The sequence below is a fragment of the Brucella intermedia LMG 3301 genome (assembly GCF_000182645.1).
GTDB lineage: Bacteria > Pseudomonadota > Alphaproteobacteria > Rhizobiales > Rhizobiaceae > Brucella > Brucella intermedia.
Genome location: NZ_ACQA01000002.1, coordinates 136,338 through 149,345, shown reverse-complemented (window position 1 = coordinate 149,345; position 13,008 = coordinate 136,338). Strand labels below are relative to the sequence as shown.

Sequence of the window (13,008 nt, the reverse complement as noted above, 5' to 3'; positions counted from 1 at the left end):
AACCGGTTTTTCTGGGGATGAGCGGTAATGATCTCGACAATCCGAAAGCCCCAAATTACGGTTTGCCCATGAAGCAACCGGTTCGACAACGCGCTGTCTTCTTCATTGGCGGCTATGATCCGAAAACGCCGGAGGCGTTTTTTGGACGATTGAACAGAGAAATCAAACGGTTCGAGGCACTGTGGAGCGTTCGTTCCGACGTTTCGGATGTCAGCGTGTCGCCGGACGGCGAGATCGGCTCCGTCGCGATCGCGACGGCCTCCGCCGATGATGGATGGGCGACCCAGACCGACTTCAATTTTCTCGTTCTGGACAAGATCGTGCTCGCGGATTTCGACCGTCCGCTGCCGGTCAGGCTCGCCAAATATCTCGCCGCCTTCGGGGATTTCGTCCTGACCGGCACCGCCTTCCGCTTCTTTGCCAAGGCCTGGCGCTTCGGGCTTTATTTTCTCTATCCTTTTCTCGTGCTGGCCCTGTTCGCCGTTGCGGGCTATGCGGTGGCGCGATGGACGGTCCAGTGGCTCGGCGCACTGAGCTGGCTCGTCGGCCTTGCGGTTTTTTTCGCGGCGCTCGCCATTCTGGGCAAAAGATGGTCCACCAACCACCTGATGGACCTCTGGTCGTTCTCGCTCAATTTCATTCGCGGGCGGCGGCGGGATGCAGAATCCCTGATGCAGCGCTTCGCAGCCGGCATTGTCGAGCGCACCGCGGCGAAACATTATGATGAAGTCATCCTGATCGGCCACAGCACCGGCGGCATGCTGATGCTGGATGTTGCCGCGCGCTGCCTTGCCATCGATCCGGAATTCAGCAGCCATGCGCCGAAGGTGACGGTCCTCACGCTCGGATCGACCGCGCTCAAGGCCGGTTACCATCCGGCGGGCGGGCATTTTCGCGAGGGCGTGCAGCGGCTGGTGGACGATGGCGGGATCGACTGGGTGGAAATCCAGTGCCTGACCGATGCGATCAACTTCTACAAGACCGACCCCGTGGCCGAGATGGGTTTGAAGCGGGATGCGCAGCGATCCTTTCCCGTCACGCGGACGGTGCGCATAAAGGAAATGCTGCAGCCGGAAATCTACCGGCGTGTGAAGCGGAACCTTTTTCGCGTGCATTATCAATATGTATTCGGAAATACGAAGCCCTATTGGTATGATTTCTTTCAAATCTGCTGTGGGCCGGTCTCGCTTCGGGAACGGACCGACGACCGCATAATCGGCGCCCTGCCAAGGAAGGAAACTGTTGCCGAATGACACCGACACTGGCTGCAATCGTCTGGAGTATCGGGCTTGTCGCCTGGGTCGTCATCCGCATTCCGCACCAGCGGCGCGCGCGCAAGATCAAGGTTGCGAAGGATGCAAGGACGCTGGCCGACAGGCTGGCGCTGGGGGCGGCGACTGTCGGCCTGTCGCTGATCCCGATCGTCTATGTCGCAACCGGCTTTCCAGCCTTTGCTGACTATGCCTTCCAGCCGTGGCTGGCCTGGATCGGGGTGATTGTCGAGATCGCCTTCCTCTGGCTTTTTTATGCAAGCCACCGGCAGCTCGGCAAGAACTGGTCGGTCTCGCTTGAAATCCGCCGCGAGCACAAGCTGGTGACCGAAGGGCTCTATAAATATGTCCGCCACCCGATGTATCTGTCGTTCTGGCTGTGGGCGATTGCGCAGTTCTGCCTGCTTCCGAACTGGTTTGCGGGGTTGGCGGGCCTTGTCGGTGTCGCCATCCTCTATTTCTACCGGGTCGGCCACGAGGAGGCGATGATGCGCGCGGCGTTCGGCGCATCCTATGACGACTATGCGCGCAGGACGGGCCGCGTCATCCCGAAGATCAAAATATAGCTCAAGTTCTAGTGATTTGGCCGAAGCGGATCGGCGCTCTAAATACTCTTTCGATGCGTTCCGTTCGAAAGCCATTTTCGAACGTGCCCCAACAGGTAGTCGAAGATGGTTTCAAAGCCCGATAGTTTGCATTCGAAAATGACCCGCCGCAGCCTGATCTTTGCGGGGGCGGCGCTCGCCTTCTGTGGGGGCGCGGCCCAGGCAGCGCCCAGAACGCCTTCCCGAACGGCGCCGCAGGCCGATGTCTACCTCCTGCGCGGCTTCGGGGATATCTTCTCCACCGGCATCGACGAGATCGGCAAGCAGTTGCAGGCCAACGGCGTCGATGCGCATGTCGAGGGGCATCAGGCATGGCGTTTTGTGCTGAACCGGATTCTCACCGACCAGAGAAACAATCCGCGTGCGCCGGTGGTGCTGATCGGCCATTCGCTGGGCGCCAATGCCGTTATCGATATTGCAGCGGCGCTTGAAAAGAAGGGCATCCAGGTTGCCTATATGGCGACCTTTGCCGCTACCGCTCCCGCCCCCCTGCCCGGCAATATAAGACGTGTGGTGAACTTCTATTTCAAGGAGCACGGCTGGGGCCTGCCGCTGACGGCCGGGCCACGTTTCAGGGGAAGCCTCGACAACCGCGATTTTTCAGGCATGAAGGATATCGGCCATTTCAACATCGAGAAGCAGCGCCCGCTTCAGGACGAAGTGGTGCGCAATGTGATGGGCATCGTGCGTTCGAGATGATCGGAAAAGCCGAATGGCGGAAGAGAATGGGAGTCGAACCCACCAAAGACCGTCTATCGGCCCCTCCCGGATTTGAAGTCCGGACATGCCACCGGGCATGCATCCCTTCCAGATATTGATTCATTCCATAAATTCGTCTCAGGTGGCCGCGACGAGAGGCCGTTTCTGCCCGGCTGCCACCATTTCACTTACTCCTCATTCCTACCGCACCAGCAATCGAAGCGTCAATCTGGACAACTGGCCGATCATTGAATGATGCAGGTGCCCGGCCATTCATTGCAGGCTCGGTTTGCGCAACCGCCTGCGACAGCCAGAACCAGTATCAGGCACATGGTTGTTGAAAAGGTTTTCACAGGGCTCCTCCCGTTTGTTGCGTTTCCCCTTGCGCAAAATCGCCAAACAGGTCGAGCTTGCGGCGGTTGAGGCGGCGCATGTCTCCGCGCCTTATCGTAACGCTGTTGCGGTCGAAGAATTCCAGTATCTGGATCGCCACCTTGCGGCCGCTGTCGACCCGGTCGCGAAATCGCGCAGCGATAAACCAGCCGCTGTCGAAAGCCGCGTCCATGTCCGACAATATTCCGATCATCTCGGCAATCGTTGCGCGGAGGAAAAAATGGTCGTGCGCCACTTCATGCACCCGGCCCATGCGCCCGGCAAGCTTGAGCAGGCGGCGGATATCTTCCTCCCGCTCATCCAGCAGACCCGCAATATCGCGCACGCGCGGCGGGCGAAAACGGGCATCGCCGCCAAGAAGCGGCGCGATGCGCTGCCAGAGCGCGTCGTCGGCATCGCTCATCGTCACTTCATGATCGCGCAGGCGCAGCCAGGCACCGTCGAGCCGCAACAGGTCCGCCTCGATGAGTGCAGCAATGGCGGCGCGGAAGGCCGGAGCAGGCAGGCGCGGCTTCAACAGCAAGCGCAGCCGCTCCACACCCATGCCAATCAGGTCCGGGTTCTCCGTGTGGAAAGCACCGAGCCGCGCCACAATCTCGTCCCGCAGCGCATTCCATCGCTCCGGCAACAGCAGGAGCACGGAATTCGCCTGCGGCAGCATCACCGCATCGAGCGCCTGCGCCAGTGCCTGCGGATCGTCGGCCAGCGCCCGGTCGCGCTGGAAGGCCGTCGCATCCAGATAATATGGTTCGACGGACAGCAGCGCCCGCGCCGCCTGCACGGGATCATCGATGGAATGGGCGTCGAGTTGCGCCATGCGCTCGGGGCTGCGGCGCTTGCGCTGCGGCGGACGCAGATCGAGAAAACGTCCGCCCCCGATGGTTCGTTGCGCGGACACATCCCGGATGACGAAACGGTCTCCGGCGGCCACGGCAAGGGGGCGATCCAGAACCATTTGCACCCGGTCTTCGCTCCCGGGCCGAAGCTCGCCGCCCCGCAAAGGCACGATGCGCGCGCCAACTTCCGCCGACGCATGATGTAGGCGCGCAGGAAACCACTGGCCTATCGGCTTTTTCTCGGAAGGCAATATTTGCAGCGAAGCATCGATGCGGTCCGTGGGACGATGCAGAGGGGGCGACACCAGCATGTCGCCGCGATGCACCGCCTCTTTCGATATGCCTTCGCCTGCCAGATTGAGCGCGCAGCGATCACCCGCCTGCGCGGTTTCGCTCGGCCGGTTCTGCGCATGAATGGTCCGGACCCGCGCTTCTTTTCCAGCCGGGCTGATCGCCAGATGATCGCCGATGGCGACCTTGCCGGAAAGCACCGTGCCAGTGACGACCGTACCCGCGCCCTTCAGCGTGAAGGAACGATCCACGGCCAGACGAAAACGTCCGTTCGCCTGCCGCTCGCCAACCGCATGGGCCTGCGCCTCCAGCATGGTTCTGAGATCGTCGATCCCGGCACCGGACACGGTGGAAACCGCCAGAACGGGAATATCGACAAGCCCCGTCAGCGCCAGTTCGTTGCGGATAGCGGTTTCCACTTCCGCAAGGCGGTCGGGCGCGGCAAGGTCGGATTTGGTAATGACGGCAACACCGCGCCGGATGCCGAGCAGATTGACGATTGCCAGATGTTCGCGGGTTTGCGGCATGATGCCGTCATCGGCGGCGACAACCAGCATGACGAAATCGATGCTCGCCGCCCCGGCCAGCATCGTATGCACGAACTTCTCGTGCCCCGGCACGTCGACAAAGCCCAGTATATCCTTTTCGTCGCCGGACAACGGCAGATAGGCAAAGCCGAGATCGATGGAAATGCCCCGCGCCTTTTCCTCTTTCAGCCGGTCCGTATCCACCTGTGTAAGCGCGCGCACCAGCGCGGTCTTGCCATGGTCGATATGCCCCGCCGTTCCAACGATCATGGTTGCTCGTCCAGTGCGCTGCGCGCTGCCTCGATGAAAGGCGCGGCAAGCGCGCTGCCGCCCGTCCTTGCGCGCTGCAGATAATCGTAAGCCGCCAAAGGATCGCGTTCCACGCCCATGCCGAGGTGCAGCGCCGCCCCCAGCATGGCCTGCCCGTCGGCATCGCCCGCGTCGGCGGCCTTTCGCCACCAGTAGACCGCCCGGGACGGATCACGCGGCACACCGAGGGCATTATGGTAGATCATGCCAAGCCGCGTCATGGCTGCGGCAACGCCGCCTTCGGCTGCCTTCAGCGCCCATTCACGCGCCTCCACCGGATCGGCGGAAATCACCTCGCCCTCGATGAGCATCCAGCTCAGCATGTCCTGCGCCTGCGCGTCACCCTGTTCGGCGGCAAGGCGGTAGAGCCGCGCAGCTTCCGGGTAATCGGCTTCGATGCCTTCGCCCTTGAAAAGCAGGGAAGCGAGATTGCGCTGGCCGGAAGCATCGCCAGCGGCGGCGGAAAGGGTCAGCCAGCGCTGCGCGAGGCCGATATTCTTCTCGACGCCCATGCCGCCTGCAAAACAGGCCCCGATATTGTTCTGCGCACGGGCATTGCCGCTACGGGCCAGCGGCTCCCAGATGGAAAGCGCCGTTGCGTAATCACCCGTCTTTGCAGCCGCAAGCGCCTTTTCCAGCGCCTGCGCCGTCGTGTCCTGCTTCGTTTTGCGGGCGAAGAGATCAGCAAGCCGCATAGGATGACAGGTTCCCGATGAAACTGCTTTCGTCGTCAAGACAGCGCAAGTCGAGCACGAGCGCGCCCTTTTCTATCCGCCCGATGACCGGGAGAGGCAGCGCGCGCAGCGAAGCGCCAAGCGCTGTCAGCGCGGAGCCGCTGCCGTCCTTCGGTGCAATCGACAGACCGGCGCTTGGCACGGTCGAAAGCGGCAAGGCCCCGGAGCCGATCTGGCTGGCGCACTCCGTCACCGTGACGGTGAAAGCGGGCCCGAGCACCTTTTCCAGCGCGGGTTTGAGCCTTTCCGCCTGCGCGGCAATTTCTGCCTGCGGGCGCGCCAGATAACGCAAGGTCGGCAGTTTTTCCGCAAGCCGCTGCGGGTTGCGATAAAGTTTGAGCGTCGCCTCAAGCGCTGCAAGCCTGATCTTGTCGACCCGCAAGGCGCGCTTCATCGGGTTCCTGTTGATGTGGGCGATCAGATCGCGCCGCCCGACGACGAACCCCGCCTGCGGCCCGCCGAGAAGCTTGTCGCCGGAAAAAGTGATGATATCAGCGCCTTCGGCCACTGCCTCGCGCACCGTCGGCTCATGTGCCAGACCGAAAGCTGTCAGGTCGGCCAGCGTGCCGGAGCCGAGATCGTTGACCAGCGGCACGCCCCTCGCCTGCGCGATTGCTGCAAGTTCCGGGGCAGTGACTTCGCGCGTGAACCCCTCGATCCGATAGTTGGAGGTGTGGACCTTCAGCACCAGACCCGTATCGGAGTTGATCGCATTCTCGTAATCGCGCGGATGGGTGCGGTTGGTGGTGCCAACTTCGACAAGCCGCGTACCGGCGCGGGTCATGATATCCGGCATGCGGAAAGCACCGCCGATCTCGATCAGTTCGCCACGCGAAACAATGGCTTCCTTTCCCGCTGCAAGGCTGTTCAGCACCAGAAGCACCGCCGCCGCGTTGTTGTTGACGATGGTGGCATCCTCTGCCCCGGTCAGTTCGCAGACAAGCGCGCGCAGATGATCGTCACGCTCGCCGCGCGCGCCGGAAGAAAGGTCGAACTCAAGAGAAACCGCCTGCCGCATGGCTTGCGTCGCAGCCTCGATTGCGGCTTCGGCCAGAATGGCGCGCCCGAGATTGGTGTGCAGGACCGTTCCAGTCAGGTTGAACAAGGGGCGCAGGCTCGACTGGCCGGATGCTTCGAGCAGGTGAATAACCCGCTCCGCCAAAAGCACGTTGCTGGAAGGCGCGGCGCCGGACTTCACCGCCTCACGCTCATTTCCCAGCACCTTCCGCACGGCTTCCGCCACCGAAGCATGGCCAAAGCTCTCCAATGCTGCGGCAAGCGCGGGCATTTGCAGGATGGCATCCACGGAAGGAAGATGGCGCAGCGACGATTTGATCTGGTCCATGCTGCCTCACAATCCGGCGAGAAGCGGGGAGAAACCACCCCGCCTGTAAGGCGTCTCGCGCATCAGCATGTCCAGGCCGAGGCTTGCAACATCGTCGGCCACCGGATCGGCATCCGAGGATAGCTGCTGATAGATGATCTTGACCCAGCTTTCGCATTCATCGCAGGTTTCGGCCTTGATGACGCCGCCGCCTTCTTCGACTTCCTTGTAGCCGATGCCTTTTGTGGACCCGCAGCACGTGCATTTGATCCGCACATAGTGCCAGAGCGTGTTGCAGACGGAACAGGAGCAGAAGCGCGCGCCATGCGCACCGTGCCAGCCGACGACCATGGAGCTTGACGGCATGCTGCCGCAAGCGGGGCAGACGCCATCGGCAACCGGCTTCACCGACTTCGGGTCGAGCGCCGAGGCGAGCCGCGCAAGATGAAGCTGCAATCCCGCCCAGATATAGATGTGCTCGGCAATTGCGTCAGGCGGCAGAACGCCGGCAAAGATCGCCTCGACCATCCGGCGACGTTCATTCGCATCGCTGCCCGCCACACGCTCCAGCGCATCGGCGGCGTCCTGCGGCTTGGCGATATTGCGGGCGCGCTCGAAGAGCCGGTCGAAGATGGTGTGAAGCCCCGCATCCGATGCGGCATCCGCACGATCGATCGAGGGCATCCCGAATTCGCGTCCCCGATCATTCTCCTGCCGCGCAGCGACAGGGCCGAGCCCGGCGTCTATTTCGGACTGCGCCTCGCTCAGATCAGCGATGAATTCCAGATAGGGTTTCAGCGGGCTGACCGAAGCCAGAATACGCAGGCGCTCCGCCCGTCTGGCAAAAAGCGCGCCGGGGTCCGGCAGTTGCACGAAGGGTGGGGCCGATATTTCGCCGATGACCGTCGGGTCCGGCACCAGATCTTTCTTGCCTGCCATGTCACTCCTCACGAACCCAACGGGCCACGTGGACCACTGAATAACGTCATTCTGAGGTGCCTGCCGGGAAATGCAACCCGGAAGGCGCGAAGTTCAGAGCATGATTCCGAAAAGCGGAGACCGGCTACGCAGGGAAATCATGCTCAAACAAAAGCCTGGGGCGAGATGAAGCTTCAATTTGAAAGCATGCCGCTCTAGGCGGCAGGCTTGCCGCTGCCCTGCTTCGCCTTCTGCTTCGATGTCAGTTCGCGCAGCCACTTGCGATGGTGCCGCCAGGCCCAGCCGCCCGTCACCGTGCCGCGTGTCATCGCATGGATCGTGCCCTTGACCCAGATCGCGGCATAGACATGCACGATCCAGACGCAGATGGCCGCAACCGCCGCCATGGAGTGAACGAACAAGGCCCAGCGCTGCTGGTTGATGCTGGTATAGGAGCCGAAATATTCGTTCCAGATCATCAGGCCGGACACGATCAGGATCACGATCAGAAGCGACATGGACCAGAAAACAAGCTTCTGACCGGCATTATATTTGCCGACTTCAGGCAGCTTTTCCTCATTGCCGGCAATCACGTCATTGGCCTGCGACAGCCATTGGCTGTCTTCGCGCTTCCACAGATTGGCGCTCCAGAAGCGCAGGAAAAGGCCGAGAAAGCTGAAGAACAGGACAACGCCGATCCATGGATGGATGGCGCGTGTCCACTGCCCGCCGCCAAACAGGCCCGACAGGAAAAACAGCCACGGGTGGAACATTGCAAGGCCGGAAAGGGCCAGCAGCACCAGGCTGGCGGCGGTGATCCAGTGATTGATGCGCGCGCCGCCGGAATAGCGGTGCACCCTGACCGGCGGGCCGGGTTCTATGCCGTCGCCGCGCTCAACATCGTCAAAGTCGGTCCTGCTCATGAGCTTTTTTCCCCCGTGAGCTTTTCGGCCTGTTCCTCGTCGTGCTCTGTCACGACATTCGGCCCCTTGAAGATATAGTGCAGCAGACCCGCTGCGGCGGCCAGCCCCATGACAGCCATGCCCGCATATTTGGACACGCCCTTCCACGCCTCGACAACCGGGCTGATGCGCGGATTGTTCGGCAGGTTGGCATAGAGTTCGGGCCGGTCGGCATGGTGCAGCACATACATGACATGGGTGCCGCCAACGCCCGGCGGATCGTAGAGCCCGGCATTCTCAAAGCCACGCGATTTCAGGTCCTTGATGCGTCCGTCGGCCCATTCCTTCATTTCGTCCTTGGTGCCGTAGACGATGGCCTGTGTGGGGCAGGCCTTGGCGCAGGCCGGTCCCTGCCCTACCGCGATGCGGTCGGAGCAGAGCGTGCATTTATAGGCCTTGTTGGTGACCTCGGAAACGCGCGGGATGTTGAACGGACAACCCTTGATGCAATAGCCGCAACCGATGCAGTTATCGTGGATGAAATCGACGATGCCGTTGGAATATTGCACGATTGCACCGGGCGCCGGGCAGGCCTTGAGACAGCCGGGGTCTTCGCAATGCATGCAGCCATCCTTGCGGATGAGCCATTCCAGATTGCCGGTATCGGGATTGTCCCACTCGGTAAAGCGCATCAGCGTGAAGGTGTCGGGCGTCAGGTCGTGCGGATTGTCATAGACGCCGACATTGATGCCCACTTCCTCATGCGTATCGTTCCATTCGGCGCAGGCCGACTGGCAGGCCTTGCAGCCGATGCACTTCGACACGTCTATGAGCTTCGCCACCTCGGTCTGGCGCTCGGCAGGCGGCGTCACATTCGACGCCGACCGCCTGATCAGGTCCTTGTCACCGAAACGCGGCTGTTGCGGCTGGACGCTAGGATTGGGAACGGGTGGAAACATTTATCCCTCCTAAGCCACAGGCGCGCTTGAGCGCTCGATATTGACCAGGAACGCCTTGAATTCCGGCGTCTCGATGTTCGCGTCGCCGACGAAAGGCGTCAGCGAGTTGGGGCCGAAGCCCTTGCGGGCAGCACCCATGAAGCCCCAATGGAGCGGGATGCCGACCACATGCACCGTCTTGCCGTCGCAGATCAGCGGCTTGATGCGCTTGGTCACCACCGCCTTGGCCTTCACCGAGCCGCGCTTCGACCACACCCGCACCCAGTCGCCCTTGGCGATGCCCTTTTCCTTCGCCAGTTCCTCCGAGATTTCGACGAAGAATTCCGGCTGCAGGACTGCATTCACATGGACATGCTTGGTCCAGTAGTGGAAATGCTCCGTCAGACGGTAGGAGGTGGCCGCATAGGGGAACTCCTCCGAAGCCGTTTCGGCGAACTGCTTGAAGTCGTCGTTGAAGACACGCGCTACCGGATTGCCCCGGATGTTGGGCGCGATCACATTGGCGAGCGGCGATTCAAACGGCTCATAGTGGGCCGGGAACGGACCGTCGCGCATCATGCCGCGGCTGAACAGGCGCGACGCGCCTTCCGCATTCATGATAAAGGGGCCGACTTCCTGCGGCTTGGCGGTCGGCGCAATGTCCGGCACGTCATAGCCTGTCCACTTCGAACCGTCCCATTCGATGAGCTTGCGGCTCGGGTCCCACGGCTTGCCGTCGATGTCGGCGGAGGCGCGGTTATAGAGAATGCGGCGGTTCGCCGGCCATGCCCACGACCAGTTGAGATAGGCGCCCGTCTCGTCCGGATCGTGATTGTCGCGGCGGGCCATGTTGTTGCCCGCCTCGGTGAAGCAGCCGGAATAAATCCAGCAGCCTGATGCCGTCGAGCCGTCGTCGCGTAGCGCCGCGAAACCGGCGAGCAGCTTGCCCGCCTCGGCGACCACCTTGGTCGGATCGGCCGGGTCGGTGACCGTGGAAAGCGCGCGGCCGTTCAACTCCTTGGCCAGTTCTTCCGCTGTCGGCTCGCCCTCATCCTTGTAATCCCAGGTGAGATTGAGGATCGGATCGGGGAAAGCGCCGCCTTCCTTGCGATAAAGCTCGCGCAGCCGCAGGAAAATCTGCGCCATGATCCAGTTGTCGGTCTTCGCCTCGCCGGGCGGTGTGGCACCGGGCCAGTGCCATTGCAGCCAGCGCCCGGAATTGGTGAGCGAACCTTCGTCCTCCGCAAAGCAGGTGGAAGGCAGCTGGAACACTTCCGTCTGGATGGAAGCAGAATCCACATCGTTGAATTCGCCGTGGTTTTCCCAGAAACGCGAGGTTTCCGTTTCCAGCGGGTCCATCGTGACGAGGAATTTCAGCTTCGACAGGGCATCGGTCAGCTTCTTGCGGTTCGGCACCGCCATCAGCGGATTGAACCCCTGACAGACATAGCCGTTGACCTTGCCATCATGCATCATGTCGAAGATGCGCAACATGTCGTAGTTCGGCACGTCGAGCTTCGGCAGCCAGTCGAAAGCAAAGTCGTTTTCGACGGTCGCGGCGCTGCCCCACATCGCCTTCTGGAAACTGACGAAGAACTTGCGATAGTTCTGCCAGTAGCTCGTCTGGTTGGGGCGCAGCGGCTTGAAACCGCGTGTCGACATGTAGATTTCGAGATCGGTCTCCTTTTCGACCGGGATGTTCATATAGCCCGGCAGGAGGTTGGACATCAGGCCGATATCGGTCAGCCCCTGAATGTTGGAGTGACCGCGCAGCGCATTCATGCCGCCACCGCGCACGCCGATATTGCCGAGGATCAACTGCAGCATCGCCATGCAGCGAATATTCTGCGATCCCTTGGAGTGCTGCGTCCAGCCGAGCGCGTACATCGACGTCATCGTCTTGTCCGGCGCCGAGCATTCGGACATCATCTGGGCCACTTTCAGGAATTTCTCCTTCGGCGTGCCGCAGATGCGCTCCACCATTTCCGGCGTGAAGATGGAAACGTGCTCTTTCAGCAGGTTCCATACGCAGCGCGGGTTCTGCAGCGTATCGTCGACGACCGCATAGCCGTCATCGCCGATCACATATTCCCAGCTCGAGCGGTCGTAGTCGCGCTTTTCCTCGTCATAGCCGGTAAACAGCCCGTCCTTGTACTCGAAGCCATCCTTGATGATGTAGCTGGCATTGGTGAAATGCTTCACATAATCCCACTGCACCTTGTCATTCTGAATGCAGTAGTTGATGACGCCGAGCAGGAAGGCGATATCCGAACCCTGCCGGATAGGCGCGTAAAAATCCGCCACGGAAGCCGTGCGCGTGAAGCGCGGATCGACGACGATCAGCTTCGCGCCGCGATGGTGCTTGGCCTCCGTCACCCATTTGAAGCCGCACGGATGCGCTTCCGCCGCATTGCCGCCCATGACGACGACGAGATCGGTGTTCTTGATATCGGTCCAGGAGTTGGTCATTGCTCCGCGGCCAAATGTTGGGGCGAGACTCGCCACCGTCGGGCCGTGTCAGACGCGTGCCTGGTTATCGAATGCGACTATGCCTGTGCTGCGCACCACCTTGTAGGTGAGAAACGCCGTTTCGTTGGTGGTGGCCGATGCCGCGAGAAAACCCGTCGAGACCCAGCGATTGACCGTGGTGCCCGCCGCATTCTTCGCGATGAAGTTTGCGTCGCGATCGTCTTTCAGATGGCGTGCGATGCGGTCGAGCGCATCCTCCCACGAAATCTGCTTGAATTCGGCGGCGCCCGGCTCGCGCACCCGCGGATTTTTCAGGCGGGTCTCGGCCTGGACGAAACCCCTGAGTGCCGCGCCCTTCGGGCAAAGCGTGCCGCGATTGGTGGGGTGATCCGTATCGCCTTCGACGTGGATCAGATCGGCCTTCTCGCCTTTCCTCACATCCCCCTTGGAATAGAGGATGATGCCGCAGGCGACCGAGCAGTAAGGGCAGGTATTGCGGGTTTCGGTCGTGTTGGTCAGCTTGAAGGGGCGAATGGTTTCGGCATAGGCGCTTTCCACCGCACCAAAACCGAAGGACCCAAGCGCCGAAGCCGCCACTACCGCCCCCGTTCCGCCCAGAAACTGGCGGCGTGAGAGCTCCACATTCATTGCGCTGCACCTCCCTGATCGTCAGAAGAAAAATGCCGAAGCATATCCCTCCCTGAATTGGACTTGCCTGACATCAGTTCACCGCAATAAACCCAAGTTGTCAACCGAAGGGCAGGTTAAATTAATTAACAATAAGACCCATTT

Annotated in this window: 10 protein-coding genes and 1 tRNA gene; 3 read left to right on the top strand and 8 right to left on the bottom strand. The window is 61.3% G+C overall.

Features of this window, described 5'->3' with window-relative positions; all coding sequences use genetic code 11:
• Positions 1-68: 68 nt before the first annotated feature.
• The 3 genes from OINT_RS13205 (at position 69) to OINT_RS13195 (ending at position 2,575) form a co-directional block, all read left to right on the top strand.
• Positions 69-1,253 carry an alpha/beta fold hydrolase gene (locus OINT_RS13205; protein WP_006472069.1) on the top strand — a complete coding sequence of 395 codons (1,185 nt, stop codon included), beginning with the start codon at positions 69-71 and terminating at the stop codon, positions 1,251-1,253.
• Positions 1,250-1,837, top strand: a complete 588-nt coding sequence (locus OINT_RS13200) for a protein-S-isoprenylcysteine O-methyltransferase (RefSeq protein ID WP_006468334.1) — start codon at positions 1,250-1,252, stop codon at positions 1,835-1,837. The genes OINT_RS13205 and OINT_RS13200 overlap by 4 nt, the downstream gene beginning before the upstream one ends.
• 138 nt (positions 1,838-1,975) lie before the next feature.
• Positions 1,976-2,575 (top strand): thioesterase domain-containing protein, encoded by a 600-nt coding sequence (locus OINT_RS13195; RefSeq protein WP_025092114.1) that lies wholly within the window; start codon positions 1,976-1,978, stop codon positions 2,573-2,575.
• A gap of 14 nt (positions 2,576-2,589) precedes the next feature.
• Here OINT_RS13195 and OINT_RS13190 read toward each other — a convergent pair.
• The 8 genes from OINT_RS13190 to fdnG form a co-directional block, all read right to left on the bottom strand.
• Positions 2,590-2,685: transfer RNA gene (locus tag OINT_RS13190), tRNA-Sec, on the bottom strand.
• A gap of 239 nt (positions 2,686-2,924) precedes the next feature.
• The gene (selB, locus tag OINT_RS13185; RefSeq protein WP_006468331.1) at positions 2,925-4,892 is read right to left on the bottom strand and encodes a selenocysteine-specific translation elongation factor; all 1,968 of its coding nucleotides are present in this window, start codon (positions 4,890-4,892) and stop codon (positions 2,925-2,927) included.
• A complete protein-coding gene (locus tag OINT_RS13180; protein ID WP_006472067.1) occupies positions 4,889-5,626 on the bottom strand; it encodes a tetratricopeptide repeat protein in 738 nt (245 codons plus the stop codon). The genes selB and OINT_RS13180 overlap by 4 nt, the downstream gene beginning before the upstream one ends.
• The gene (gene selA, locus OINT_RS13175) at positions 5,613-7,010 is read right to left on the bottom strand and encodes an L-seryl-tRNA(Sec) selenium transferase (protein WP_006468329.1); all 1,398 of its coding nucleotides are present in this window, start codon (positions 7,008-7,010) and stop codon (positions 5,613-5,615) included. The genes OINT_RS13180 and selA overlap by 14 nt, the downstream gene beginning before the upstream one ends.
• A 6-nt stretch (positions 7,011-7,016) precedes the next feature.
• Entirely contained in the window at positions 7,017-7,928 is a 912-nt protein-coding gene (fdhE, locus tag OINT_RS13170) for a formate dehydrogenase accessory protein FdhE (RefSeq protein ID WP_006472066.1), read from the bottom strand.
• A 194-nt stretch (positions 7,929-8,122) separates the two neighbouring features.
• Positions 8,123-8,830 carry a formate dehydrogenase subunit gamma gene (locus OINT_RS13165; protein ID WP_006468327.1) on the bottom strand — a complete coding sequence of 236 codons (708 nt, stop codon included), beginning with the start codon at positions 8,828-8,830 and terminating at the stop codon, positions 8,123-8,125.
• Positions 8,827-9,768 carry a formate dehydrogenase subunit beta gene (gene fdxH / locus OINT_RS13160; RefSeq protein ID WP_006468326.1) on the bottom strand — a complete coding sequence of 314 codons (942 nt, stop codon included), beginning with the start codon at positions 9,766-9,768 and terminating at the stop codon, positions 8,827-8,829. Before fdxH ends, OINT_RS13165 begins: the two co-directional genes overlap by 4 nt.
• Before the next feature lie 9 nt (positions 9,769-9,777).
• Entirely contained in the window at positions 9,778-12,864 is a 3,087-nt protein-coding gene (gene fdnG, locus OINT_RS13155) for a formate dehydrogenase-N subunit alpha (RefSeq protein ID WP_077684181.1), read from the bottom strand.
• Positions 12,865-13,008 lie beyond the last annotated feature (144 nt).